Here is a 24989-nt window from a genome sequence, read left to right on the forward strand (position 1 = left end):
GTCTTGGTGTGTTGATAATACAACGTATAACGTTGAATAACTAATTATTCGCTATTCGCTACACGACATTAGTACTATAATGTCGTGTAGTTCGTATAGGACGCTTTTCGCGTCGAACCTTGCCTTTGGGACCTCTAAAACCGTGCCTGATGCTCAACTTGTCACCGTTAAGCCAGTCGAATCGCTCGTCGTCCCCGAAATTCTGGACGGTCGCGACGGCACCAATCGCGGCGCTGCCGGTGGCTCGCAGTTGTCCGCCACCAACGATCTCGACGCTGTCCGCGCCTGGCTTTCGAACTACGCCGACACCAAGACCACGTTCGAGAACTACCGCAAGGAAGCTGAGCGGCTGCTGCTGTGGGCCGTGGTGCAACTCGGCAAACCGCTGTCGTCGCTGACGCACGAGGATCTGCTGCTATTCAAGGGCTTTCTCGTCGATCCGCAGCCGGCAGCACGCTGGGTGTCGAGCACGGGCGGCAAGTTTCCCCGCGGCGACGAGCGCTGGCGTCCGTTCAACGGGCCGCTGTCGCCGGCCAGCCAGCGCCAGGCGTTGATCATCCTGAACGCGATGTTCACGTGGCTGGTCAACGCCGGTTATCTGCGAGGCAATCCCATGGCGCTGCTTCGACAGCGCGCCAAACGCTCGGCGCCGCGAGTAACGCGTTACCTGTCGACGTCGCTATGGGATGAAGTGAAGGTATTTGTCGAGCAACTGCCGCGTGAGAGCGCCGAGGAGCGCGCCTATTACGCCCGCAGCCGCTGGCTGACGACGCTTTTCTATCTGCAAGGCATGCGCATATCTGAAGTCGCGGGCGGGAAAATGGGTGACTTTTCCCGGCGGCTAGGCGCCGATGGCAAGGATCAGTGGTGGCTCGAAACGCTCGGCAAGGGAAATAAGGAGCGCATTGTCCCCGCCTCGCCCGAACTGATTCAGGAAATGCGGCTTTACCGGATTGAAAATGGTTTGGCGCCGCTGCCTACTCGCAGCGAAGAAACGCCCTTGGTAATCCCATTCAGAGGCCGCAACCGATGTTTGTCCCGTTCCGCCATTCACGACGCGATCAAGAGCATTTTTGGCAATGCGGCTAGCTGGTTGCGCTCGAAAGGCGCTGAGTTCTCCGATCGGGCGGATGAACTGGAGCGAGCCTCGGCGCACTGGCTTCGCCATACCGCGGGTTCGCATCAAGCGGATGGCGGTGTGGATCTGCGCACGATCCGTGACAACCTGGGCCACGTGTCGCTCAACACGACCAGCCTCTACCTGCATACCGAAGACGATGCGCGCCATCGCGAAACGGTGGATCGCCACCGCATGAACTGGGACGATTCCAAGCCTGAAGGAAAGTGAGGCTGAGTTCCATGGGCAGCGCTGGGAATCGATAGACACCTCTCTGCCTATCGATCCCTTCCGGCCCCGGCCGCCCAACAGCGAGCGCCAGAGCCGTCCCGCATCACTTGCGCTTGAGTTGCGACAGATCCCGCACCGCGCCACGATCCGCCGAGGTCGCCAGCGCGGCGTAGGCCTGCAACGCTTGCGACACTACGCGTTCACGATTCGCCGGCTGCCAGGCTTTGTCGCCGCGTGCCTCCATGGCTTCGCGACGGCGCGCCAATTCCGCGTCCGACACCACCAGGTGCATCTTGCGGTTGGGAATGTCGATCTCGATCACATCGCCCTCTTCCACCAGGCCGATCGTGCCGCCCTCCGCCGCTTCCGGCGACGCATGCCCGATCACCAGCCCCGACGAACCACCCGAGAAGCGGCCGTCGGTGAAGAGCGCGCAGCTCTTGCCTAACCCCTTGGACTTCAGATACGACGTGGGGTAAAGCATTTCCTGCATGCCGGGGCCGCCCTTCGGGCCTTCGTAGCGGATTACGACCACGTCGCCCGCCACGACCTTGTCGCCCAGAATCGCTTCGACGGCGTCGTCCTGGCTCTCGAAGACGCGCGCGCGTCCGGAGAAAATCCACTGCGATTCATCGACACCGGCGGTCTTGACGATACAGCCCTTCTCCGCGAGGTTGCCGTAAAGCACGGCGAGGCCGCCGTCTTTCGAATAGGCGCTCTGCTTGCTGCGGATGCAACCGGTGTTGCGATCGGTATCCAGCGCGGCAAAGGTGGCTTCCTGGCTGAACGCAACCGTGGTCGGAATACCGCCCGGCGCCGCGCGGAAGAACTTCTGCGCTTCCTCGCCCGCGCCACCGGCGACGTCCCATTTGGCGATGGCGTTGCCCAGCGTGCCGCTGTGCACGTTGCCGCACGACAGATCGAGCAGTTCCGCGCGCGCCAGTTCGCCGAGAATGCCGGGAATGCCGCCCGCACGATGCACGTCTTCGATATGGAACTTGTCGGTGGCGGGCGCCACTTTGCACAGGCACGGCACCTTACGCGAGATGCGATCGATGTCGGACATCGTGAAATCGACGCCACCTTCCTGCGCGGCGGCCAGCAGATGCAGCACGGTATTGGTCGAACCGCCCATGGCGACGTCGAGCGCCATGGCGTTCTCGAAGGCCTGCTTGCTGGCGATGCTGCGCGGCAGGACCGAGGCGTCGTCTTCCTGATAGTAGCGGCGGCACAGGTCCACCACGAGACGGCCGGCCTGCTCGAACAGACCCTTGCGCCAGGCGTGCGTGGCGACGATCGTACCGTTGCCCGGCAGCGCCAGACCGATCGCTTCGGTCAGGCAGTTCATCGAATTCGCGGTGAACATGCCCGAGCACGAACCGCACGTCGGGCAGGCGCTGCGCTCGATTTCCGCCACTTCGGCGTCGCTCACGCGGGAGTCGCCTGCCTTGATCATTGCGTCGATCAGGTCGATCTTGGCGATCACCTGCCCGTCCGTCGGCGATTTGACCTTGCCCGCTTCCATTGGACCGCCGGAGACGAACACGACGGGGATGTTCAGGCGCATGGCGGCCATCAGCATGCCGGGAGTGATCTTGTCGCAATTGGAGATGCAGACCATGGCGTCGGCGCAGTGCGCGTTGACCATGTACTCCACCGAGTCGGCGATCAATTCGCGCGAAGGCAGCGAATACAGCATGCCGCCGTGACCCATGGCGATGCCGTCGTCGACGGCGATGGTGTTGAATTCCTTGGCGACGCCGCCGGCCGCTTCGATTTCCTTCGCGACGAGTGCGCCGAGGTCGCGCAGATGCACATGGCCCGGCACGAACTGCGTGAACGAGTTCACCACCGCGATAATGGGCTTGCCGAAATCACCGTCCTTCATTCCGGTGGCGCGCCACAAAGCGCGCGCGCCGGCCATGTTACGGCCATGGGTCGAAGTTTTCGATCGATAGTCAGGCATCTGTGTCCTCAGGTATTGGGGTCGTCAAATTGGAATTGTGCCCAGACTGGCCGCAGGTTGCCGTTTGCGGACAGCGACGGCGCAGCGATTGCCTGCGGCTGGCGGCTCGCGGCTCGCGGCCGGCAATGACACGCGCGCGCTGGGAAGGTACGAATAGTGCGAGAGGACGCGTAAGACGTCCAATATATTTTTCCGGCACGATTAGGTCGGAAAAGATATTAATGGACGATCGACGAAAGCGAGGAAGCGGCGCGCGTGTGAACTTGCCCGGCAGTGCGCGCCGTCAGCGGAAACCATATTCGGGGTTGCTGCGATCGAAAACCGATTCGCTCCAGTGGCGCGGTTCGACGTCTTCGAAACGGATCAGCTCCAGCAGACCGCCCTGCTCGTCCCAGGCGGCTTCGCCGCTGGGCCACGTGTGCTGAAGATCGAACAGCAGCCGCACACGCGGTGCGTAATGCGCGGGCGGTCCTGACGGAGCCGTCCATGTCCACGCCAGCAGCCGCGTGCCATGCGCGTTCATGAGTTCGATACGGCTCGGCTTTTCGCTGAGGCCTTCTTCACGAAAACTGCGCGCATCGTGCTCGACGGTGCGCGCGATGAACTGCAAGCCCAGATCCCGGACGCTATGGCGGGACTGCGCGTGCGCGAACGGACCGTCGACGGCGACCTTGCCCGACACGACATGCAAGCGGCCGCCGAGATGGCCGACGATACTGCCGGGGTCCGTGGTTTCATCGTAGACGATCTCCTGACCCGCATGGGCGCCGTCGGGCAGCCACTTTACGTAGACCCTTCGCGGGCTGTCCTGATATCGGATCACCATGTGATCGGGCCGCTCCGGCCATCTTCCGGAGATGCGCTCCTGCCGGAACATGCTGTATTGGTAGGCGTCGTCGGTAATCATCTCGGATTTCGCGTACTCGACGAAGGCGTCTGGCTTCATCGCGTCCATCAAGGCAAGGAGCTGATCGTCGGTCAGCGTCAGAATCGAGTGGTTCTCGATCCGTGTGCGCAACGATGCTGCCTGTTCGCGAGCCGTGAGACAGCGGAACTCGTCGATGTCCGCGTTGACGGTATCCGACGCGCCGGCGTCCGCACATCCCACCGATGCGGCGGACGAAGCCGGCGCCATCGGGCCGTCCGGTTGCGCAAACGCGGCCGTCGAGGCAACCAGGCATGTCAATGCGAGCACGTACAGCAACATCCGCGCGAAGGCGGAGCGTCGCGCGGCAGGCAGCGTGCGCCGCCGCATCGGATGAAAGGGAATGCCAGACCCGCGAAACGTCATGGATTTTGATCCGTGCTCGATAACCGGCGTTTGAAGGATTGCCCGAGCGCGCTGCACGCGTCGATCGCCATGGGCCGCAATTGCGCCTCAGAGAGTTGACCGGTCAGCGCGCACCCCGTTCCCTGACTGCCCCAGTAGAACGTGCTTCGGTCACCGTCGCGAAACAGGCGGAATGCCGCCGCATCTTTCGGAACCGCTTCGACGTACATCGTGAGGCGGGCGCCGGCCGTGTTCTGATACATGAATTGCGCGGCAGGTCCGGATTTGCCGGGCAGCAGGCGACCGCCGATCAGCGCGTACCCATATCCCCGCAGCGAAGCCACCGGCAAACGTCGATCGAGGCGCCGCGACAACCAGTTGACCAGCTGATCGCGTGGCAGCGCCGCGACCTCCACGGGGTGGCGTTGGTCGGACGTGTACAGCGCGAAAGCGAGGTCCGCGCGCTCCGCGAACACGGGCGTATCCGCCGCGAATTTCGCCGACACCCAGGCGGATGACGAGCCGAGCGCCACGCCCATCGCCATGCAGGAGGCGGCAAGGCCGGCCCGCCGCCATCTCGGCGCGAGGCGGCAGACGACGATGTAACGCGCGTCGTCTCGCGGCTCCCGGAACAATGCCGTCAGCGCGGCTTTTTGCGCGCGGTAGTCGGCCACGCGTGCAGCCGCCTCGGGGTCGGTCGCCAGCCAGACGAGCGTGGCCGCGCGCTCCGACGCGCACAGTTCATTGTCAGCAAACGCCGATAGCGATCGCCAGTCCATCCTGCCCACGCCTCGCCTCCCGCGGTTGGTGTCGTCGTTCATGGGTGAGGTGCGGTTGCATCTCCCCTGCCCTGATGCCGGACTCGAAAGACCCAGCGTCGATACCCTGAATAAACGCCCGGCAGGCTCGCTCTATTCCAATCGTGTGATGTGAAGGTTTGCGCGAAAGATGGAATAGGCGGTGACGCCGGATCGTTTAGATGTCATGTCCGAATCGACGGCAGACTTCGATGAACATTCGACAGCAGCACTTCATTCGACCTGTCGGCGCAACGCTGCTGATGGCGGGCGTCGTGTGGCTCGCGGGCTGCGGAGGCGATGGTGGTGGCGGCAGCAGCGGCACGTCGATGGTTTCGATCGCCGGCACGGCGGCAACGGGCAAGGCCCTGGCGAACGCGACGATCAACATCGACTGCGCACGGGGTTCGATGTCGGTTGCAGCGGATACGAACGGAAACTTTCGCGCGACGCTTAACGCCGCGATGCCATGCATGATCACCGCGACCTCGGGCGTAACGATGCTGCATTCCGTTGCGTTCGCCGGCGGCACGTACAACGTCACGCCGGAGACGGATCTGCTGGTGTCGTATCTGGCGGCGCAACTCGGTACAAATCAGACCGGACTCATCGCCAGCTTCGCGGTGAACTCACAGTTCCAGCAACTGCTGGCGAATCAGGCCGACGTTCTGACTGCGCAGGCCGCGGTCGTCCAGAATCTGCAGCAAACGTACGGTGTCACGTTGTCCGCGCTCAATTTCCTGACGACCGCATTCGCAGCGGGTCAACCTGGCGAGGACAGCGATCTCGAAGCGCTCCTTACTCGCGGCGCGATCGACGCCAACGGCCAACCCGACGCCGCCGCAGTCGCGCTGATGGCCAGGACCGGGGCGGCGCATCCGCTTGCTACATCGCCGAATAACAGTGCGGGCGGCACCGGAGTCGGCGGCATTGGAAGCTCGGGCGGCATGATGTGAGAGCCCGCCTTCCGTCTTGTCTCGACGCACCCGCTTCCGGAAAGCCGACGATTTGCGTTACCCGGCCGAGACAATGTAGAATCGCCCCTCTCATTGGGGAGTAGCCGCCTCGAGCGCAATGCTCGAGGGTGCCCGTCAACATACTTGGTGGTCGACAGACCGCCATGGCGTGCACAGCACTATGCCTGGCAAGACCGATGACTCGCATTCCGACCTGACCGGGTCGCCGGAATGCGCGTCATCGCGTACGTACTGCGCGGCCCGGCTCACAACCTATGCAATCGTTCCTCGTTTCGACCAGCGTGGTCGGTCTAGCCGAAATCGGCGACAAGACCCAACTATTGTCCCTGGTGCTGGCCGCCCGATATCGCAAACCCATTCCAATCATTCTCGGCGTCTTTGTCGCAACGCTCATCAATCATGCTGCGTCCGGTGCTCTGGGCGCATGGCTTGCCAGCGTTCTGAGTCCATCGATTTTGAACTGGGCAGTCGTCGCGTCATTTGCCGTCATGGCTGTGTGGATTCTGATTCCCGACAAGCTCGACGGCGCCGAGGCGGTGTCGACCACGCATCCGATGGGCGTGTTCGGCACCACGGCGTTGACGTTTTTTCTCGCTGAAATGGGCGACAAGACGCAGGTAGTCACGATCGCGCTGGCCGCGCGGTTTCACGAATTCTTCGGCGTGGTCGCCGGCACCACGCTTGGCATGATGCTGGCCAACGTGCCCGTCATCTACCTGGGGCACAAGTTTGCCGACCGTCTGCCGACCAAGGCGGTCCACATTCTGGCCGCGGTCATCTTCGTTGTCCTAGGTGGCTTTGCCCTCAGGACGGCGCTGTATCCGCACGAGCACCCACTGTTCTAGTCCGAAGGGTTGGCTTGGTACGCTCGCGGAGTGCGCCACGCCGACTCCGCTGATGTCAACTTTCGACGGTCTGCCGGACCGGTTCCTCCACCGTGCCGCCCTTTGCGGGCGAACCCGGAGCATCAGCGGCAGACTGAGTGGACAAACGCAGGTAGGCCGCTGCAAGCCTTCGGAGTTCTTCCTCGGATGCGTCCTCGATACCGATCAAATCGTTATTCGCGGCTCGATGCGAGGAAAGCAGTTCATTCAACTTCAGGTGCAACGCCACACTGTCTTTGTTCTGACTCTGCTGGATCAGAAAGACCATGAGAAAGGTGACGATGGTGGTGCCGGTGTTGATGACCAGTTGCCATCCGTCCGAATAGTGAAAAATGGGCCCTGTGACCACCCAGGCAGCGACTGTCAGTACAGCAAGACAGAAGGCAGCGGGTGAGCCGGCCCACCGCGTAACGAGGCTTGCAAAGCGGTCGAACAGGCGCGCCAATGGATGACGGCTGGCGTACGCAGGGCTCGATGTGTCTGGAACGGTATCGAGTTCGTCAGTTGATGAAGACGCGGCGGGTTGTGTCGTCATGACCGGCTCCAAAAGGTTCGACAAGCGTCATGGCCTGTCTTCGTTATATTCAGTGCGCACTCCGGCGGGCAGCCATGGCTCTTTATGGCAACACCAAAGCTCGTAACTCGGCTCATACAGGCCCACGCGGTCAAAGGCGCCAAGCGGGAGATCCAGTTCGTCGCTGTCGTTGTGTTCCATGAACGCGACCGACCCGCATGTCGGGCAAAAATGCCTTCGCGCCTCGGGCGAACTCTGCCACGCCTGTGTAGGACCGGACCATTCGACGGCGGCACGCTCGAACATGGCATAACCGCCAAACACGTTGCCGTGTATTCGCCGACATGTCATACAGTGACATATCGACACTCGCCGGGGGCTCGCGGTGACGCGAAATCGCACCGCGCCGCAGGCACATCCGCCGGTTTGTTCGACTGATTCACTGTTCGTCATCGCTGCGCCCTCCTTCGCGGAGTCGGGGGACTGTGCGCGCTAATCCCTTACTTATCTTTCTTCCTCGGAATCTTCGCGCCCGACTCGTGTTGACGTTCTTCGACTGAGCAAACGGTATGCCCACTTATCACGAGAGTTGCTGAAGCAATTAGCTGAACGTCCAAGGGTGTCCGCGAGTTGCGCGACTGCACGAATGTACAAAATCGCAGCCCGACAGGTATGCCCGTTGCGATCCCTATCAGGGATGAACTGGACAACCGTTATTCGATCGGGCACGACATGAAAAATCCATGGATGAAAAAGAACCCCTTCCTCAGCATGTGGCTAAGCGGAGCTAACGCAGTGGCGGGCTCAGCGCGCGGTCACGCGACGGCGGCGGCAAAGCGTGGCACCACCGCTTTCTGGACCGCTGCGCTCGCACCGCCGAAACCCAAAAAGAAAAGGCGTACGCGTAGCTGACTCGAACTGCATGTGGCATGTCGAGCCGGCGTGCCTCATTGCTGCAAGCGTTCCAACGTTAGCGGATCGCCTTGGCCGTGGAAATACTTCCTGAGCGCCTCAGCAAAGGGCGCCTTGTCGACAGCCGCGCGCTCGAAAAGCGTCATTGACGAATGAAACTTCAGATAATCCGGATACCCGAAAATGTCCTCGATTGAAGACCCCTCGACATCGTTGACGTATTGGGTCGATTGCCTCAGCCGTTCCCCCAGTACCGGATGGCCCAGGTAAGCATCGGCCTCGGCCAACGACGAAATCGCGAACCGCTGCGCCATGGCACTCGTCCCAAGCCCCTGTATCTGTGGAAACACGAACCACATCCAATGGCTTCGCTTACGGCCGTCGCGCAGTTCGTCGCAGACTTGTGCGTAGAGTGGATCCTGCGCGTCGACAAAGCGCTGCAGGTTGAAAGGATCGTCCATTCGCTCTCCGTTCTGCCGTTTCGTTTCTATAGCGCTTTCAAAGCGTGAAACGATATGAATGCCTCGCCGCCGATCAATCATATAGCTCGACGTGCGAGACCTTCAATATGCCCGAATCCGTGTGAGAAGTCGCCACCGTGCAGCGCCCGTTGCGGACAGTTCATGCATGAGTTGGGCAAAACCTTCCGGCCTCGACGAAGGCCGCCGCGTTCACTGACCGTACACGTCGAAGTCGAAGTACTTTTTCGCGATCCTGTCGTATGTGCCGTCCGCGCGCGTGTCGGCGATCGCCTTGTCGATCTGCGCCTTCAGGTCGGTGTCTTCCTTGCGCAACCCGATCGCCGTGCCGCTTCCAAGCGTCTTCGCGTCGTAGAGCGCGTTGCCGGCAAACGCAAAGTCCTTGCCTCGCGGCGTGCGCAGGAAACCGACGTCGGCTTGCACGGCGTTCTGCAGCGATGCATCGATGCGGCCAGCGAGCAGGTCCGAGTAAACGAGATCCTGATCCTGGTAAGCCACGATCACCGCGCCGGCGGGCTCCCAGTAAGTCTTTGCATAGGTTTCCTGGATCGAGCCCTGCTCTACGCCGATTCGCTTGCCCTTCAGCGCTTCCGGCGTGGGTGTGATCGTCGAACCCTTCTTCGCGACGAGACGGGTCGGGATACGGAATACCTTCGAAGAAAATGCGATCTGCGCCTGGCGCGCCGGCGTCATCGACATGGTCGACAGCACGCCGTCGAACTTGCGCCCCTTCAGCGCGGGAATCATTCCGTCGAACGCGTTTTCGACCCACACGCATTTCGCGTTCAGGCGGCGGCAAATTTCATTGCCCAGGTCGATGTCGAAGCCGACCAGTTTGCCGTCGGCGGATTTCGATTCGAACGGCGGATAGCTCGCGTCGACGCCGAACCGCACGGTCGACCATTCCTTCGCGATCGCGTTGCCGGACGAGATAGCCAGCAGCGCAATGCTCAGGCTTGCAAGCAGGGATTTCATGTTTTTCCTTTTATGACTTTTTAAACGAATGAGCGGCGGGCACCGCTGCCGGAACCGCATCCGGCGCGCAGCGCCCGCCATTCGACCGTAATTCGTCCGGTCTTACCAATTCATTAAAAAAATCAACTCATGCGTACGGCGCATGGCACCGCGCATGGCGCCACGTCAAACAGTCTGACCCGAACCGAGGTCCGCGCCTGTCGTCGGATCCGAGTCCGCATCCGACGCGGTTCGCGCTGCCATTGCCTGCAACACCTTCACATCACGTTGTGACACGTTGACGGTGGCGAGGCCATCGCCGCCGTCAACGGCCGGCTCCGGCGACTCGACGAATTCCCAGTCCGGACCTTCGTTCCATGGCCCGCGCGGCGCATCATCGCCTTGCGACATGTTGTAGTACACACTCGTGTATTCCGGCACGCCAGGAAGCTTGCCCTGCGGAAAGTTCGGCTGGATCGAATGCAGGGCCTTCTCGAACGATTTCTGGTGGGCGATTTCCCGTGTCATCAGAAAGCCGAGCGTATCCTTGATGCCCGGATCGTCGGTGACATTGATCAGGCGTTCGTAGACGATCTTCGCGCGAGCCTCGGCGGCAATGTTCGAGCGCAAGTCGGCCGTCGGATCGCCGATCGTGTCGACATACGACGCGCACCAGGGCACGCCGGCCGAGTTGGTGAGGGCCGGGCCGCCGCCGTATAACAACGCGGTGGTGTGGGAGTCGTTTCCTCCGCCCGTCATCGAACGATAGAGCTCTGCCTCCGCCTCCACGGCTTCGGCAAGTTGACCCTTGGCGCTCTTGTTCAGCATCGCCACGATCGAGCCGACGATTTCCAGGTGACTCATTTCTTCCGTTGCGATATCGAACAACAGGTCCTTTCTGCCAGGATCGTCTTCGCCGATTGCCTGCGTGAAGTATCGGCAGGCGGCGCCGAGTTCGCCTTGGGGCCCGCCGAATTGCTCAAGCAGCAGATTCGCGAGACCCGGATTCGGCGCGGCCACGCGCACGGTGTACTGGAGGCGTTTGTTATGGATGAACATGCGACTTCTCCGGTGATTGGCCGAAGCAACTCCGTACGGGTGCGGACATGGACTTGCTACGTCCCTGTACCCGGCCAGAATCGCGTGCGACCATGGATCAATCCGGACAGCGGTGCAACCGAATGGCTGCCCGCACCCAACGGTGGGCGTCCGGCTCTCAGAGCGGACGCTCTGGCGGATGCGCGGCGGAAATGCCGTGCATGGCAACGCATTGCCGCTGATTGTTCAGCATGCGCTGTGCCCATCGCGCGAATACGATTGTTTGAATGGCCGTGCGGCGCCAGCACCATGGTTCTGCGGAGAACCCGGAGAAGCGAAGCGGCCTCTTCGCGAGTTCGATTGCTGGGTGCGTTCGCAGGTATGGAAGCGGTATTTACTTGCTTGCCTTCAGGCATCGGAACGGCGCGACGGTGGATCGTGACCCGTTGCTTTGCAGTTCCGCTGCGCAAACGAAAGCGCGTAGCGCGGCAAAATATGCCGTCGTGTGTTTGGCGTAAATCTCGCGGTCGATAAAGAGTTTCACCACTGAACCCGCGCAACGCTCCGCGCGCGAGCCTGGTCGATCACAGCAACGGCAGCGTCAGCCGGATGTGCTCCGCGAATACCGTGATCAGAGGGGACGGGCGCTTGCGCTCGAACTTCAGCGTAATACCTATGGTGGGCAAAGGCGGGAGCGCGGGATCGCCGTTGAGTACGGAGAGATCCGGCGCGACGGCAGTCTGCGTGATGACGGCGACGGCCTGCCCCGAGCGCACCAGGGCCGTGAGGCCGGCAAGACTGCTGCTCGCATAGGCGATGCGGTACGCCCTGCCCGCGCGTTGCAGCGCTTCGCAGGCCGCCACATGGTCGAGCGTGTCCGGATCGGAAAGCGCCAGCGGCAACGGATCGAAATGCGCGCAATCCAGCCCCGCATAGCCGACCCAGACTAGCGGCTCACGGCGAATGATGTCGTCGTTCGCGGCGTCTTCGGGCAACGAGATCATGGCGAGGTCCAGCGCATGCATGTCCAGTTGTTCGAGCAGGCGCGGCGTGGGAGCACAAATCACCTCGACCAGTGCATGCGGATGCTGGCTCGAAAACTGACGCAGCAAATGCGGCAGGAAAACCGCGGCGTAATCGTCCGGGCAGCCGAAGCGGATCGTGCCCGACAGCCCTTTGCCGGACAGATCGGCCATCGCCTCGTCGTGCAGCCGCAGAATGCGTTGCGCGTGAATCAACAGGCGTTCGCCGGGATTCGTCAGCACCACCCCGCGACCCGTGCGCTGGAACAACGGCTGGTCGACGATCTCTTCGAGGCGCTTCATCTGCTGGCTCAGCGCCGATTGGGTGCGGCCGATGCGGTTCGCCGCGCGACTGAGCGCCCGAACTTCGGCGACGACGATAAACGAGCGCAGCAAATCGATTTCGAGTGAAAGACTCAAGGTATTAGGCCCGCTTCTATCTTCGATAAGAACTATTCGATTCTATGAAACCAGAGCGCCATCTAGACTGCAAGTTATTCCCGCTAGCCGTCAAGGAGAAGCAAGTGTCGCGAAACAATGATGCAGTTTTCTGGCGCAACGCCAAACAGCACCTCATCCGCTATGGCGGCACCTTCGAGCCGATGATCATCGAGCGCGCCCAAGGCAGTTTCGTCTACGACGCAGACGGCCGCGCGATTCTCGATTTCACCTCCGGCCAGATGAGCGCGGTGTTGGGACACAGTCATCCGGAAATCGTCTCGGTTATCAACGAATACGCCGGCAAGCTCGACCATCTTTTTAGCGGGATGCTGTCGCGACCGGTGGTGGACCTGGCGACCCGCCTCGCCGAGATCACGCCCGACGGACTCGACCGCGCGCTGTTGCTCAGTACGGGCGCGGAGTCGAACGAGGCCGCCATTCGCATGGCGAAGCTGGTCACGGGCAAATATGAAATCGTCGGGTTTGCGCAGTCATGGCACGGCATGACGGCGGCGGCGGCATCCGCTACCTATAGTGCCGGTCGCAAAGGCGTCGGTCCGGCTGCGGTCGGCTCGTTCGCGATCCCCGCTCCGTTCCTGTACCGGCCGCGTTTCGAGCGCCATGGTGATTACGATTACCTGGCGGAGCTGGATTATGCTTTCGATCTGATCGATCGTCAGTCCAGCGGCAATCTGGCCGCTTTCATTGCGGAGCCGATCCTCAGTTCCGGCGGGATCATCGAACTGCCGGAAGGCTACATGACCGCGCTGAAGCGCAAATGCGAGGAGCGCGGCATGCTGCTGATCCTCGACGAAGCGCAAACCGGCGTTGGCCGCACGGGCACGATGTTCGCCTGTCAGCGCGACGGCGTCACGCCCGACATTCTCACGCTATCGAAGACACTGGGTGCCGGTCTGCCGCTCGCGGCCGTCGTGACCTCCGCGCAGATCGAGGAGCGCGCTCATGAATTGGGTTACCTGTTCTATACGACCCACGTGTCCGATCCTCTGCCGGCCGCCGTCGGTTTGCGGGTGCTGGAGGTGGTCGAGCGCGACGGACTGGTTGCGCGTGCGAACCTGATGGGCGCGCGACTCAAACGCGGCCTGCTGGATTTGATGGAGCGCTTCGACTGCATCGGCGACATTCGCGGTCGAGGACTGCTGCTGGGCATGGAGATCGTCAAGGACCGCCGCACGAAAGAGCCGGCGGACGGGCTAGGCGCGAAGATCACCCGCGAGTGCATGAACCTGGGGCTTAGCATGAACATCGTGCAATTGCCGGGTATGGGCGGCGTGTTCCGGATCGCCCCTCCGTTGACCGTTCACGAGGATGAGATCGACCTGGGCCTGGATCTGCTCGGGCAGGCGATCGAGCGTTCGCTGTAGTTCTTCGCGCGCGGGTCCGCTTATTGGCGGGCGTGCCCAAGCGGCCCGCGGGCTTCCCTGCTGATGCGGCGGACCGCTTGAGGCTGCTGCCCCGATGGTCCGCAGAACCGCGCGCCTCACTCGCTCGCGATCCGTCAAGCCGACTGCGTCCGCGGTCCCATCAAGCGATAAACGCCCTTTTCCAGCCACAGCCGCGCCGCCATGATCGCCAATCTCGAGCCGTCAACTCTTATATAAGATATAAGATAATTGACCGCGGACGCATGTCCCCTTTAAAATTGCAGGTAAACGCTACCGGCACAGCCACGGCGGGCCGGATGCCATCCCCTGAAACGCCAACATCAGCAGGTTCTTTCATGCTTGAAAACTTTCGCGCTCACGCAGCCGCACGCGCCACGCTCGGTATTCCTCCCCTGCCGTTGACCGCCCAGCAGACCGCCGAACTGGTCGAGTTGCTTACCAACCCGCCCGCAGGCGAAGAGCAAACCCTGCTCGATCTGATCACCAACCGCGTGCCCGCCGGCGTCGACGAAGCCGCCCGCGTGAAGGCCGGTTTCCTGGCCGCCGTCGCCAAGGGTGAAACCACCTGTGCGCTGATCTCGCGCGCTCGCGCCACGGAACTGCTCGGCACCATGCTGGGCGGCTACAACATCCAGCCGCTGATCGAACTGCTGTCGGACGCGGAAGTCGGCACGGTCGCCGCCGAGGCGCTGAAGAAAACCCTGCTCATGTTCGACGCGTTCCACGACGTCAAGGAATTGGCCGACAAGGGCAACGCCAACGCGAAGGCCGTGTTGCAAAGCTGGGCCGACGCCGAATGGTTCACGAGCCGTCCGGAGGTGCCGCAAAGCCTGACCATCACCGTGTTCAAGGTGACGGGCGAAACCAACACGGACGACCTCTCGCCGGCGCCGGACGCCACCACCCGCCCGGACATCCCGATGCACGCGCTGGCGATGCTGAAGAACGCGCGTCCCGGCATCACGCCGGAGGAAGACGGCAAGCGCGGCCCGATCAAGTTCATCCAGTCGCTGAAAGAAAAAGGCCATCTGGTCGCCTACGTCGGCGACGTGGTCGGCACCGGCTCCTCGCGCAAGTCGGCCACCAACTCGGTGCTGTGGTTCACGGGCGAAGACATCCCCTTCATCCCGAACAAGCGCTTCGGCGGTGTGTGCCTCGGCAGCAAAATCGCGCCGATTTTCTACAACACCATGGAAGACGCGGGCGCCCTGCCGATCGAACTCGACGTGTCGCAAATGGAAATGGGCGACGTGGTCGAACTGCGTCCCTACGAAGGCAAGGCGCTGAAGAACGGCGCGGTAATCGCCGAATTCAAGGTCAAGTCCGACGTGCTATTCGACGAGGTGCGCGCCGGTGGCCGTATTCCTCTCATCATCGGCCGTGGCCTGACCGCCAAGGCGCGTGAAGCGCTCGGCCTCGCGCCGTCCACGCTGTTCCGCCTGCCGCAGCAGCCGGCCGACAGCGGCAAGGGTTTCTCGCTCGCGCAGAAGATGGTCGGTCGTGCGTGCGGCCTGCCGGAAGGCCAGGGCGTGCGCCCGGGCACCTACTGCGAACCGAAAATGACCTCGGTCGGCTCGCAGGACACCACCGGCCCGATGACCCGCGACGAACTGAAAGACCTCGCGTGCCTCGGCTTCTCCGCCGACCTCGTCATGCAGTCGTTCTGCCACACCGCCGCGTATCCGAAGTCGGTGGACGTGAAGACGCACCGCACGCTGCCGGACTTCATCAGCAATCGTGGCGGCATCGCGCTGCGTCCCGGCGACGGCGTGATCCACTCGTGGCTGAACCGCATGCTGCTGCCCGACACCGTCGGCACCGGCGGCGACTCGCACACGCGCTTCCCGATCGGCATCAGCTTCCCGGCGGGTTCGGGGCTGGTCGCATTTGCCGCGGCCACCGGCACGATGCCGCTGGACATGCCGGAATCGGTGCTGGTTCGCTTCAAGGGCAAGATGCAGCCGGGCGTCACGCTGCGTGACCTCGTCAACGCGATTCCGCTGTACGCGATCAAGCAAGGCACGCTAACGGTCGCCAAGCAAGGCAAGAAGAACATTTTCTCGGGCCGTGTGCTCGAAATCGAAGGTCTGCCGGATCTGAAGGTCGAGCAGGCGTTCGAGCTGTCGGATGCGTCCGCCGAGCGTTCGGCTGCCGGCTGCACGGTGCACCTGAACAAGGAACCGATCATCGAGTACCTGAACAGCAACGTCACGCTGCTCAAGTGGATGATCGCGCAGGGTTACCAGGATCCGCGCAGCCTGCAGCGCCGCATCAAGGCCATGGAAGCATGGCTCGCCGACCCGCAACTGCTGTCGCCGGATGCGGACGCCGAGTACGCGGCCGTGATCGAGATCGACCTCGCCGACATCCATGAACCGATCGTCGCCTGCCCGAACGACCCGGACGACGTGAAGACGCTGTCCGACGTGGCCGGTGCGAAGATCGACGAAGTGTTCATCGGCTCGTGCATGACGAACATCGGTCACTTCCGCGCGGCGTCGAAGCTGCTGGAAGGCAAGCGCGACATCCCGGTCAAGCTGTGGGTCGCGCCGCCTACCAAGATGGATCAGAAGCAACTGACCGAAGAAGGCCATTACGGCGTGTTCGGCACGGCCGGCGCGCGTACGGAAATGCCGGGCTGCTCGCTGTGCATGGGCAATCAGGCCCAAGTGCGCGAAGGCGCGACGGTCATGTCCACATCGACCCGTAACTTCCCGAACCGTCTGGGCAAGAACACGAACGTGTATCTCGGCTCGGCCGAACTGGCGGCAATCTGCTCGCGCCTGGGCAAGATTCCAACCAAAGAGGAATACATGGCCGACATGGGCGTGCTGACCGCCAGCGGTGACAAGATCTATCAGTACATGAACTTCGACCAGATCGAAGACTTCAAGGACCTGGCGGATACGGTCGCGATGTAAATGTGATGACGAGCTATGACGTGCGATGCGTTGTAGATGACGTCAAGGCGCGTCACAAGAGTTTGAACTGCACCCCAAAAAGTTGGACACCTGTCTAACGATTTGGGGTGTTTTTTATGGGCAGGTACAACTGCAGTGCTGGAAATAGTGCAAGGCGGTTGCGCGAGGTCGGCGTGGGTGTGCATTGCGCTGTGCATGCAGGTGAGAGGGATGTATCTGCCAGGCACACGGCTCGCGCGGCACTTCGAACTGGCGCGCGGGCGGCGACCTCTGGAGAAGCGCGTTTGCGCGTAGCTTGCGTGGTTTTCCTCGTCGTCAGTTCCTAAGCGGGCCAGTTTCTGCCGTTCGATCGCGCCTGCACCCAGATGTTCGAGCGCCTGCTCGGGCTCAGTTAACGGACTGTCACGGACCGTGCCGCCCAATTGACTAGCCAGCGAAGTCCATCAGAAATCGAAGCGCTATCGCGTTCGGCTGACTTCCGCAACGAAGCGGGGCGGCGCAATCATCGCAGTGTCAATCGTTGTCCGGATTGATAACGCGTATCGGACGAGTCCCGATTTTCGCTCCCGTCACCTCGTCAACGGCCACCGCCCTGATCTCTGTTCCAGTTTCCGCATCCAGGAAGCGAACCAGCTTGCCGTCACCACGATATTGCCGCCCCCATGCACCGATCATGAAGAGCACCGGGAGGAAGTCTCGCCCGGCAGCCGTGAGCAGGTACTCCTCGCGCGGCGGGTGCTCGGAATAGCGGCGTTTCTCCAGTAATCCGTCCTCTGTCAGCGTTGCCAGTCGGCGGGTCAGCATGGTCGGTGCAATGCCAAGACTTTTGCGGAACTGGTCAAAACGCGTGAGACCGGCATGGGCGTCGCGCAGGATAAGAATGCTCCACGCGTCGCCCGCGACGCTTAAGCTGCGCGCGATCGGACACGGCTCATCGCAAAAATTTTTGTCGTCCATACCATTTTGATAGTGACATGCTCTCGATTTGCCAGTATAGTCGATTTCAAATTGGTAGTGACTTAAATTCTCTCACGTGGAGCGTCGAATGGTCGGCAAAACGAATTTGGGTGTGGCCCTTGTTACGGGCGCATCTTCAGGCATCGGACAGGCCGCCGCCGAGCGGCTGGCCGACGCCGGTTATACGGTCTTCGGCACGAGCAGACGGGCAGCCTATACGGGGCAGCGATCCTTCGAAATGCTGACTCTTGACGTCACCAGCGATGAATCCGTCGCGGCGGTGGTCAACGAAGTCATACGACGGGCGGGTCGCATCGACTTGCTGGTGAATAACGCTGGCTTTGGCGTGGCTCCGGCGGGCGCCGAAGAAAGCTCGATCGAGCAGGCCCGGTCGATCTTCGACACAAACTTCTTTGGCGTCGTCCGCATGACCCGCGCCGTCGTGCCCTACATGCGGCATCAGGGAAGCGGTCGCATCGTCAATATCGGCTCGGTGCTCGGCTTCTTGCCGATGCCTTACGGGGCGCTCTATGCGGCAACGAAGCATGCGATTGAAGGATATTCCGAGTCGCTCGACCATGAGCTGCGCACTTGGGGCATACGTGTCTCGGTCATCGAGCCGGCTTACACCAAGACGCCGTTCGATGCGAATTTCCTGGAACCCGATGCCAAGCTCGATGCATACCGCGAGGCTCGTGCGGTCGTCAGCAACCGTGTCAATGAGGTGATGGCAACGGCTGCGGAGCCCCGCGTCGTGGCCGACGTTGTGCTGAAGGCTGCAGTTGCGGCTCGTCCAAGACTCCGGTACACAGCGGGTGCGCTCGCGGGCCGTCTGCAATTGCTGCGCAGATTCATGCCAGCGGGTCTGGTGGACGCCGCGCTTCGGAAGGACCTGCGGCTCGGCATGATACCGTCGCCGAGGTCTGGTAAGCCAGTCCTGCAAAAATAGCAAATCGCCATGAACGTCAACTTCCGCAATCTTGCAATCCTCGCCGCGCTTGTTTTCTCCGCTTTGGGATTTGCCTGGATGCTCTCGCCGAATTTCTTCCCGTCAATATGGGGTGTCGAGTTCTCCTATCCGGTCGGACTGATCGGTCGGCGCGGGGCAGCCCTGTATGTCGGCATCGGATTTATGTTCTTTTCGGCGAGGAACGCGGAACCATCATCCGCCCGCTCCGCCCTCGTCAAAGGTTTGATTGTTGCCTGCTTGACTCTCGCGGGCCTTGGTGTCCTCGAATTCCTCACCAGCCACGCCCGGTCCGGCATCCTGGCTGCCGTCGCGATAGAAGTCGCGCTTGCTCTGATGTTCGTGCGTGTCGCTCGCATCGAGCACACGCGCCGCGAAACAGGAACCTTTAGTTCGTAGTTGCGCCGCAAGCTGCGGCGCGCTGGCTCAGGTCTCTATTGCTGTCGAGAAAAAAACGCGTGGACCGTAAAATCAAATCTGGAAAACAAAACACTATGAGAGCATTTATTCTCGAACGTTACGGACGCAAGGATGGCGTGCGCATTGGCGAAATGCCGGAACCGGAACTACGCGACGATGACGTATTGATCCAGGTGCACGCCGCAGGCGTGAACCTTCTTGATTCCAAAATCCGCGACGGCGAATTCAAACTAGTTCTGCCCTACCGCTTGCCGCTAGTTCTGGGCAGCGATGTGGCCGGGGTGGTCGTCCGGGTTGGACCGCGCGTGCGGCGATTCAAGGCCGGCGACGAAGTTTATGCCCGGCCCGATAAGGATCGAATCGGTGCGTTTGCGGATCTGATTGCAGTGAACGAAGCGGACCTCTCGATCAAACCGAAGACGCTTACCATGGAAGAGGCCGCCTCCATTCCACTGGTTGGTCTGACTGCATGGCAGGCGTTGATCGAAAAAGCGCACCTCGCGAAAGGACAAAGGGTTCTGATCCACGCGGGCTCCGGTGGTGTCGGGACGTTTGCGATCCAGCTGGCAAAGCATGTCGGCGCGTTCGTCGCGACGACAACAAGCACGGCGAACGTGGACTGGGTGAAGCGCCTCGGTGCCGACGTCGTCATCGATTACACGAAGGACGATTTCGAGAATATCCTTTCCGACTATGACGTGGTTATAAATAGTCTCGACGCAAAGACGCTCAACAAATCCCTGCGCGTGCTGAAACCCGGCGGACAGCTCATCTCGATCTCTGGGCCGCCGGATCCGGATTTTGCAAAGGAGCTTGGCTTGTCCCTGTTCCTGCGACTGGTCATGCGTCTCCTGAGTTATCGGATCAGGAAGGAAGCAAAAAGTCGTAAGGTTAGCTATTCGTTTCTGTTCATGAGGGCAAGCGGAGACCAGCTACGCCAGATTACGTCCCTCATTGATTCCGGCGTCATACGCCCGGTCGTGGATCGGGTCTTTCCGTTCGAATCGACCAGGGAGGCGATGGCCTACGTCGATACCGGGCGAGCCAAAGGCAAAGTCGTTGTCACGATGAGGTGATTGGTATGCCCGGAAGAAGAGCGGCCATTCCGGTAAACCTTGAGAGCAACCGCTCGGGCAGCGGAGGTTCGAACGGGAAGGAAAGCGGCAGCGGCAGTCACTCTTCGACGCTGTCGCCTTCCCGGCTGTCGACGCCAAACGCAATCTCGCGTTGATTCAATTCGTGAGCCCGCGCTTCGAGCTTTGACATCACGGTCTCCAGCAGGCGCGCCTCGTCATCATTCAGGCAAGCGGCGAATTCGATGTTGTATTGCTGGCCGGCAGCGTGTGCCTGCGCGTACACCTGCTCGCCTGATTCAGTGAGCCGCAGCAAGGAAACACGCTTGTTCGCCGGTTGTCTCCGGTTCGCCAGCAGCCCGCGTTGCACGAGCTGCGTAACGCACCGGCTCGCGATCACCGTGTCCAGTCCTGTGAGTTCCGCCAGCCGTGTGAGGTTGAGGTCGGGGAATCGGCCAACGAACGCCAGGACGCGCCAGTCACGCCGGCTAATGCCTATTTCACGCCGGAACATCAACCCGACTCCTTGAACCGCGACGCGCGTCAGGTTATGCAACCGGTACAGCAGAAACTCATCGATATGGCTGGGGTGTTTCAGCCGGGGCTCGTCAGCGGCACCGGGCGCGGTGGGAGTGTGCGACATGGGTCTCGGTCCTGAAGCGGAACGGGCATTATGCGCGATTGTGCAAGCGCACATACGATTGATTAGGTCAAACGTGTGTGCCTTCCCTAGCATCGGGGCATGTCGTTCATTCACGCTCCCGACGCCGACCCATGACAGCCATCCGAAACGTCCTTTTCATCATGTGTGACCAGTTGCGGCGGGATCACCTCGCCTGCTACGGCCACCCATACATGCGCACACGCAACATCGACACGCTCGCCGCGCGCGGCGTGCGCTTCGACAACGCCTATGTCAGCTCCGGCGTCTGCGGGCCGTCGCGCATGTCGTATTACACCGGCCGCACGATGACGAGCCACGGCGCGAACTGGAATCGCGTGCCGATGTCCATCGGCGAGATCACGCTTGGGGAGTATCTGCTCCGCCATGGACGCTCGCTCGCCCTCGCCGGAAAGACCCATGTTCAGGCGGACGCGTCGGGCATGGAGCGGCTGGAAATCGGTAGGGACAGCCCGCTTGGGCTGCGCCTTTCTGCGGGCTCGTTCGTCGAACTGGACCGTTACGACGGGCATCACGAACCGGGCCGCGAAAGCGGTTATCCCGCGTATCTGCGCGCACACGGGTACGCGAGCGACCGGCCGTGGAGCGACTATGTGATCAGCGTCGAAGACGACCGCGGCGAGGTCCGCTCGGGCTGGCAGATGCGCAATGTGCGCTGGCCGTCGCGCGTCGCGGAGCCGCACTCCGAAACAGCGTATATGACCGATCAGGCGATCCGCCATATCGAACAACAAGGCGACGAGCCCTGGGCGTTACACCTGTCGTACGTGAAGCCGCATTGGCCGTATGTCGCGCCGCATCCCTATCACGACATGTACTCGCTCGATCAGTGCCTGCCGCTCGTGCGCCACACCGCGGAGCTGGACAATGCCCACCCGGTGACGGCCGCTTATCGCCAGCATGAAGAGAGCGTCAATTTTTCGCGCGACGAAGTGTCCAATACGGTGCGGCCCATTTACCAGGGATTGATCCAGCAGATCGACGATCATCTCGGGCGTCTCTGGGACGTGCTCGACCGGCTGAATCGCTGGGACGACACGCTGATCGTCCTGACCGCCGATCACGGCGATTTCCTCGGCGATCACTGGCTCGGCGAGAAAGAGCAGTTCTACGATACCGTGCAGCGCGTGCCGATGGTCGTGTACGATCCATCGCCCGAAGCGAACGCCACGCGCGGTACGGCCGAGGCGCGCTTCACGTCCTGCATCGACGTGGTGCCGACCGTGCTCGAAGCGCTCGGCCTGCCTTCGTGTGAGGAGCGGATCGAAGGAAAATCGTTGCTGCCGTTGCTGCGCGACACACTCACGCAGGAAAACGGATGGCGTGACTATGTGGTCTCCGAACTCGACTACAGTTTTCGCGGAGCGCGCCTGACGCTCGGCCGCGCGCCGCACGAATGCCGCGGCTGGATGGTGCGCGACGCGCGCTGGAAATACGTGCACTGGCTCGGCTACCGGCCGCAACTGTTCGACCTCGAAGCGGACCCGAACGAGTTTATCGATCTCGGCGGCGAGCGCACGCATGAAGCGACGCGTACGCAAATGCATGCCAAGCTGGTCGACTGGCACGCGACGCTCAAGCAGCGCGTGACGATCGACGATGCGGGCGTCGCGAGCCGCACAAATACGCACAGGGACTGGGGCGTGTTCTTCGGCGAGTGGTAACGCGCGATATGCCGCGCCAGCTAAAGCAATTCAAAAAGATCTAAAAGACCTTCGGCGAAGGCGTATTGGAGACACCATGAATAACGCTTCGAGCAGTTCCGCCGATGATGGCGTCTTCCGCAAGGTCGCGCGCCGCATCATCCCGTTCATTTTCGTCTGCTATGTAGTCAACTTCATCGACCGCGTGAATATTGGTTTTGCAAAGCTTCAGTTCCTGCAGGATCTGAAGCTCGACGACTCCGTATTCGGCATTGCAGCGGGTATGTTCTTCGTCGGCTATGTGATTTTCGAATTGCCGAGCAATCTGCTCGCGGCACGCATTGGCGTACGCAAGACGCTCGTGCGGATCATGGTGTTGTGGGGCGCCCTGACAGTCGTGCTGGTGTTCGTGCGCAGTGCGCATGCGCTTTATGTCGTGCGCTTTCTGCTTGGCGCCGCCGAAGCGGGTTTTTTTCCAGGTGTGATTCTGTACCTGACGTATTGGTTTCCCGACCGTCGGCGCGGGCGCATCATGAGTCTGTTCGTGATGGCTGTGCCGCTTGCGGGTATCGTCGGCGGGCCGCTGTCGGGCTGGATCATGAGTCATTTGCATGGCGAGCTTGGATTCGCCGGCTGGCAATGGCTGTTTCTGATCGAGGGCATTCCGGCCATCGCTTTGGGCCTTGCCGCGTACTTCGTGCTCGACGATCGTCCCGCCGACGCGAAGTGGCTCAACGACCGTGAGAAGGCGCAGATTGCGACAGCGTTAAATGCGGGACGCGCGCGACATGCACCCGAAGCGCGTTCACATGCACCGTTGGCCGATGTACTGACCAATCCGCGCATCTATCTGATGTCGACGATCTACTTCACTGTCTTCATGGCGCTCAACGCGGTCGGCTTCTGGATTCCGTCGCTGCTGCGCCAGGTCGGCGTGCATCGCATCAGCGATATCGGCTGGATGAGCGGCGCAATTTCGCTGTGCACGGCCATCGGCATGCTGCTGCTCGGACGGCATTCGGATCGGCACATGGAGCGCCGTTGGCATGTCGCAGGCTGTGGCTTCGCAGTAGCGGCAAGCTTTCTTCTGCTGCCTTTGACGGCGCATAGCGTCGCGCTTACTGTCGTGTTGCTGGTGATCGCGTCAGTTGGCATATACGCAGCGCTGTCGCTGTTCTGGACGATTCCCACAACCTATCTTCGGGAAGATACTGCACCGGGAGGCATTGCGACGATCACCGCGCTCGGCGCGCTCGGCGGCGCTGTGAGCCCGTGGATGGTGGGCGCGTTGAAGACATCGACGGGTAGCTTGTACACGGGGCTGGGCGCGATTGGCGTGCTACTTGCCATCGGCATGGTCGTACTGTTGTTGTGCGTTCAGGCCGTGCCGGCAAGCGACAGGCGGCCTGCCGGTGATGCCGTGGTCAACCACTGAGCGCATGCAACAAGATGAGCGTTGCACGAAGCAACGCTGAGCAGTTCAGCCAACCATCGTCTCCCGTGCGCCGGCGTGGATGACTCGATTACTCTGCAAGCCGCCACTCGTATGCTCGGCATCAACTGCCCTCAACTGGTATCTCGCCCCGAAAAACTGGGGTCTTAGGTACCAGCACCGCCGACGCGGCGCCGGGCAACGACGCAGCAAGTGCGCGACAACCGTCAAAAACGCGTCATATTGCTGCCCGGCCGCATCGACATAACCGATGAGCGTGTGTCGTCCCGAGCCGACAAAGTCATGCAATCGCCTCGCGTGGCCAACAAAGCGTTGTGCCAGACCTCGCACGTCAGGTAGCCGGTCGCCAGGTGCGGGCGCTTCGGGATTTGCGTCGGAACATAGGTCGGCGACGATCGGGCTGCCACGATAGGTGATCAGCAACTGGGTCTCGCGCATCGCCGGATTGGCGGCCTGGTGCTGACGCTCTCCGGCGGCGAAGGCCGGCCTGCCGGCCCTCCGTCGCGACGGCAGCCTGACATTCGTCACCGCCATTTCCGCGCGCATCGCGAATCGCGGCACGGCTGGCCTGGGTGCGATCAACGGCGCACTGGAAAGCATGATCGGTACGCTCGCGCGCGAACTGGCGCCACGGCGCGTGAACGCCGTTTCGCCAGGCGTGATCGATACCGCGTGGTGGGACAAGTTCCCTGTCGACGTCAAGACGGACCTGTTCCGCCAGCAAGCCGAAACGCTGCCGGTGGGACGCGTCGGCCACGCGGAAGACGTGGCGCACGCGCTGCAGTTTCTGATGGAGAACACCTTCATGACCGGCGCTATCATCGAATGCGACGGAGGCTTGCGGCTGCTCTAACGGTCGCCAGGT

Annotated in this window: 23 protein-coding genes and 1 riboswitch; of the genes, 11 read left to right on the plus strand and 12 right to left on the minus strand. The window is 61.7% G+C overall.

Going from position 1 to position 24989, the window contains the following annotated elements; genetic code table 11:
• Positions 1-79 precede the first annotated feature (79 nt).
• On the plus strand, positions 80-1348 hold the full coding sequence (locus tag BPHYT_RS10095) for a tyrosine-type recombinase/integrase (protein WP_012433040.1): 1269 nt from the start codon (positions 80-82) through the stop codon (positions 1346-1348).
• 103 nt (positions 1349-1451) lie between these two features.
• On the opposite strand, the gene ilvD is transcribed toward BPHYT_RS10095, so the two are convergent.
• The 3 genes from ilvD to BPHYT_RS10110 all read right to left on the minus strand — a co-directional run bounded on the left by ilvD (position 1452) and on the right by BPHYT_RS10110 (position 5405).
• Positions 1452-3314 carry a dihydroxy-acid dehydratase gene (gene ilvD, locus BPHYT_RS10100; protein ID WP_012433041.1) on the minus strand — a complete coding sequence of 621 codons (1863 nt, stop codon included), beginning with the start codon at positions 3312-3314 and terminating at the stop codon, positions 1452-1454.
• A 283-nt stretch (positions 3315-3597) separates the two neighbouring features.
• Positions 3598-4605 carry a DUF1571 domain-containing protein gene (locus tag BPHYT_RS10105; RefSeq protein ID WP_012433042.1) on the minus strand — a complete coding sequence of 336 codons (1008 nt, stop codon included), beginning with the start codon at positions 4603-4605 and terminating at the stop codon, positions 3598-3600.
• Positions 4602-5405 carry an anti-sigma factor family protein gene (locus BPHYT_RS10110; protein ID WP_049869002.1) on the minus strand — a complete coding sequence of 268 codons (804 nt, stop codon included), beginning with the start codon at positions 5403-5405 and terminating at the stop codon, positions 4602-4604. The genes BPHYT_RS10105 and BPHYT_RS10110 overlap by 4 nt, the downstream gene beginning before the upstream one ends.
• 188 nt (positions 5406-5593) lie before the next feature.
• Between BPHYT_RS10110 and BPHYT_RS10115 the strand changes: the two genes are divergently transcribed.
• Complete coding sequence (locus tag BPHYT_RS10115; RefSeq protein WP_012433044.1) at positions 5594-6337, plus strand: hypothetical protein; 744 nt, start codon at positions 5594-5596, stop codon at positions 6335-6337.
• 83 nt (positions 6338-6420) lie between these two features.
• A riboswitch (yybP-ykoY riboswitch) is annotated at positions 6421-6603 on the plus strand.
• Positions 6604-6612: 9 nt separating this feature from the next.
• Positions 6613-7203: a TMEM165/GDT1 family protein gene (locus tag BPHYT_RS10120; protein ID WP_012433045.1), complete on the plus strand. Its 591-nt coding sequence runs from the start codon at positions 6613-6615 to the stop codon at positions 7201-7203.
• A gap of 55 nt (positions 7204-7258) precedes the next feature.
• On the opposite strand, the gene BPHYT_RS10125 is transcribed toward BPHYT_RS10120, so the two are convergent.
• From BPHYT_RS10125 to BPHYT_RS10150, 6 genes are all read right to left on the minus strand, one after another.
• Positions 7259-7777, minus strand: a complete 519-nt coding sequence (locus tag BPHYT_RS10125; RefSeq protein WP_012433046.1) for a low affinity iron permease family protein — start codon at positions 7775-7777, stop codon at positions 7259-7261.
• 27 nt (positions 7778-7804) lie between these two features.
• Complete coding sequence (locus BPHYT_RS37195; protein WP_012433047.1) at positions 7805-8209, minus strand: GFA family protein; 405 nt, start codon at positions 8207-8209, stop codon at positions 7805-7807.
• A gap of 494 nt (positions 8210-8703) precedes the next feature.
• Entirely contained in the window at positions 8704-9129 is a 426-nt protein-coding gene (locus tag BPHYT_RS10135; protein WP_012433048.1) for a DUF1810 domain-containing protein, read from the minus strand.
• A 210-nt stretch (positions 9130-9339) separates the two neighbouring features.
• The gene (locus tag BPHYT_RS10140) at positions 9340-10122 is read right to left on the minus strand and encodes an ABC transporter substrate-binding protein (protein ID WP_012433049.1); all 783 of its coding nucleotides are present in this window, start codon (positions 10120-10122) and stop codon (positions 9340-9342) included.
• A 165-nt stretch (positions 10123-10287) separates the two neighbouring features.
• Positions 10288-11160 (minus strand): manganese catalase family protein, encoded by an 873-nt coding sequence (locus tag BPHYT_RS10145; protein ID WP_012433050.1) that lies wholly within the window; start codon positions 11158-11160, stop codon positions 10288-10290.
• A gap of 563 nt (positions 11161-11723) precedes the next feature.
• The gene (locus tag BPHYT_RS10150; RefSeq protein WP_012433051.1) at positions 11724-12581 is read right to left on the minus strand and encodes a LysR family transcriptional regulator; all 858 of its coding nucleotides are present in this window, start codon (positions 12579-12581) and stop codon (positions 11724-11726) included.
• A gap of 104 nt (positions 12582-12685) precedes the next feature.
• Here BPHYT_RS10150 and BPHYT_RS10155 point away from each other — a divergent pair, with 104 nt between their 5' ends.
• Together BPHYT_RS10155 and acnB are read left to right on the plus strand one after the other, a co-directional pair.
• Positions 12686-13987, plus strand: coding sequence for an aspartate aminotransferase family protein (locus BPHYT_RS10155; protein WP_012433052.1), 1302 nt, complete (start codon positions 12686-12688; stop codon positions 13985-13987).
• A gap of 356 nt (positions 13988-14343) precedes the next feature.
• Positions 14344-16929, plus strand: a complete 2586-nt coding sequence (acnB, locus tag BPHYT_RS10160; RefSeq protein WP_012433053.1) for a bifunctional aconitate hydratase 2/2-methylisocitrate dehydratase — start codon at positions 14344-14346, stop codon at positions 16927-16929.
• A gap of 513 nt (positions 16930-17442) precedes the next feature.
• On the opposite strand, the gene BPHYT_RS10165 is transcribed toward acnB, so the two are convergent.
• The gene (locus BPHYT_RS10165) at positions 17443-17886 is read right to left on the minus strand and encodes a winged helix-turn-helix transcriptional regulator (protein ID WP_012433054.1); all 444 of its coding nucleotides are present in this window, start codon (positions 17884-17886) and stop codon (positions 17443-17445) included.
• Between the two features lie 88 nt (positions 17887-17974).
• Here BPHYT_RS10165 and BPHYT_RS10170 point away from each other — a divergent pair, with 88 nt between their 5' ends.
• From BPHYT_RS10170 to BPHYT_RS10180, 3 genes are all read left to right on the plus strand, one after another.
• On the plus strand, positions 17975-18835 hold the full coding sequence (locus BPHYT_RS10170) for an oxidoreductase (protein WP_012433055.1): 861 nt from the start codon (positions 17975-17977) through the stop codon (positions 18833-18835).
• 9 nt (positions 18836-18844) lie between these two features.
• Positions 18845-19252 (plus strand): hypothetical protein, encoded by a 408-nt coding sequence (locus tag BPHYT_RS10175; protein ID WP_012433056.1) that lies wholly within the window; start codon positions 18845-18847, stop codon positions 19250-19252.
• A 95-nt stretch (positions 19253-19347) separates the two neighbouring features.
• Positions 19348-20349 (plus strand): NADP-dependent oxidoreductase, encoded by a 1002-nt coding sequence (locus tag BPHYT_RS10180; RefSeq protein ID WP_012433057.1) that lies wholly within the window; start codon positions 19348-19350, stop codon positions 20347-20349.
• A gap of 97 nt (positions 20350-20446) precedes the next feature.
• Here the strand turns inward: BPHYT_RS10180 and BPHYT_RS10185 are convergent, their stop codons facing one another.
• On the minus strand, positions 20447-20989 hold the full coding sequence (locus tag BPHYT_RS10185) for a MarR family winged helix-turn-helix transcriptional regulator (RefSeq protein ID WP_012433058.1): 543 nt from the start codon (positions 20987-20989) through the stop codon (positions 20447-20449).
• A 131-nt stretch (positions 20990-21120) separates the two neighbouring features.
• Between BPHYT_RS10185 and BPHYT_RS10190 the strand changes: the two genes are divergently transcribed.
• Positions 21121-22692, plus strand: a complete 1572-nt coding sequence (locus BPHYT_RS10190; RefSeq protein WP_012433059.1) for a sulfatase-like hydrolase/transferase — start codon at positions 21121-21123, stop codon at positions 22690-22692.
• Between the two features lie 76 nt (positions 22693-22768).
• Positions 22769-24106, plus strand: a complete 1338-nt coding sequence (locus tag BPHYT_RS10195) for an MFS transporter (protein WP_012433060.1) — start codon at positions 22769-22771, stop codon at positions 24104-24106.
• A 45-nt stretch (positions 24107-24151) separates the two neighbouring features.
• On the opposite strand, the gene BPHYT_RS39080 is transcribed toward BPHYT_RS10195, so the two are convergent.
• Complete coding sequence (locus tag BPHYT_RS39080; protein ID WP_238535581.1) at positions 24152-24724, minus strand: hypothetical protein; 573 nt, start codon at positions 24722-24724, stop codon at positions 24152-24154.
• Between BPHYT_RS39080 and BPHYT_RS10200 the strand changes: the two genes are divergently transcribed.
• Positions 24657-24977: an SDR family oxidoreductase gene (locus BPHYT_RS10200; protein WP_238535652.1), complete on the plus strand. Its 321-nt coding sequence runs from the start codon at positions 24657-24659 to the stop codon at positions 24975-24977. The genes BPHYT_RS39080 and BPHYT_RS10200 overlap by 68 nt on opposite strands.
• The last annotated feature ends 12 nt before the right edge of the window (positions 24978-24989 follow it).

The sequence above is a fragment of the Paraburkholderia phytofirmans PsJN genome (assembly GCF_000020125.1).
GTDB lineage: Bacteria > Pseudomonadota > Gammaproteobacteria > Burkholderiales > Burkholderiaceae > Paraburkholderia > Paraburkholderia phytofirmans.

Bases quoted from the DNA above. Each gene is read 5' to 3' on its own strand.
- BPHYT_RS10095 (WP_012433040.1), top strand. From the start codon at position 80: ATGTCGTGTAGTTCGTATAGGACGCTTTTCGCGTCGAACCTTGCCTTT.
- ilvD (WP_012433041.1), bottom strand. From the start codon at position 3,314: ATGCCTGACTATCGATCGAAAACTTCGACCCATGGCCGTAACATGGCC.
- BPHYT_RS10105 (WP_012433042.1), bottom strand. From the start codon at position 4,605: ATGACGTTTCGCGGGTCTGGCATTCCCTTTCATCCGATGCGGCGGCGC.
- BPHYT_RS10110 (WP_049869002.1), bottom strand. From the start codon at position 5,405: ATGAACGACGACACCAACCGCGGGAGGCGAGGCGTGGGCAGGATGGAC.
- BPHYT_RS10115 (WP_012433044.1), top strand. From the start codon at position 5,594: ATGAACATTCGACAGCAGCACTTCATTCGACCTGTCGGCGCAACGCTG.
- BPHYT_RS10120 (WP_012433045.1), top strand. From the start codon at position 6,613: ATGCAATCGTTCCTCGTTTCGACCAGCGTGGTCGGTCTAGCCGAAATC.
- BPHYT_RS10125 (WP_012433046.1), bottom strand. From the start codon at position 7,777: ATGACGACACAACCCGCCGCGTCTTCATCAACTGACGAACTCGATACC.
- BPHYT_RS37195 (WP_012433047.1), bottom strand. From the start codon at position 8,209: ATGACGAACAGTGAATCAGTCGAACAAACCGGCGGATGTGCCTGCGGC.
- BPHYT_RS10135 (WP_012433048.1), bottom strand. From the start codon at position 9,129: ATGGACGATCCTTTCAACCTGCAGCGCTTTGTCGACGCGCAGGATCCA.
- BPHYT_RS10140 (WP_012433049.1), bottom strand. From the start codon at position 10,122: ATGAAATCCCTGCTTGCAAGCCTGAGCATTGCGCTGCTGGCTATCTCG.
- BPHYT_RS10145 (WP_012433050.1), bottom strand. From the start codon at position 11,160: ATGTTCATCCATAACAAACGCCTCCAGTACACCGTGCGCGTGGCCGCG.
- acnB (WP_012433053.1), top strand. From the start codon at position 14,344: ATGCTTGAAAACTTTCGCGCTCACGCAGCCGCACGCGCCACGCTCGGT.
- BPHYT_RS10165 (WP_012433054.1), bottom strand. From the start codon at position 17,886: ATGGACGACAAAAATTTTTGCGATGAGCCGTGTCCGATCGCGCGCAGC.
- BPHYT_RS10170 (WP_012433055.1), top strand. From the start codon at position 17,975: ATGGTCGGCAAAACGAATTTGGGTGTGGCCCTTGTTACGGGCGCATCT.
- BPHYT_RS10175 (WP_012433056.1), top strand. From the start codon at position 18,845: ATGAACGTCAACTTCCGCAATCTTGCAATCCTCGCCGCGCTTGTTTTC.
- BPHYT_RS10180 (WP_012433057.1), top strand. From the start codon at position 19,348: ATGAGAGCATTTATTCTCGAACGTTACGGACGCAAGGATGGCGTGCGC.
- BPHYT_RS10185 (WP_012433058.1), bottom strand. From the start codon at position 20,989: ATGTCGCACACTCCCACCGCGCCCGGTGCCGCTGACGAGCCCCGGCTG.
- BPHYT_RS10190 (WP_012433059.1), top strand. From the start codon at position 21,121: ATGACAGCCATCCGAAACGTCCTTTTCATCATGTGTGACCAGTTGCGG.
- BPHYT_RS10195 (WP_012433060.1), top strand. From the start codon at position 22,769: ATGAATAACGCTTCGAGCAGTTCCGCCGATGATGGCGTCTTCCGCAAG.
- BPHYT_RS39080 (WP_238535581.1), bottom strand. From the start codon at position 24,724: ATGCTTTCCAGTGCGCCGTTGATCGCACCCAGGCCAGCCGTGCCGCGA.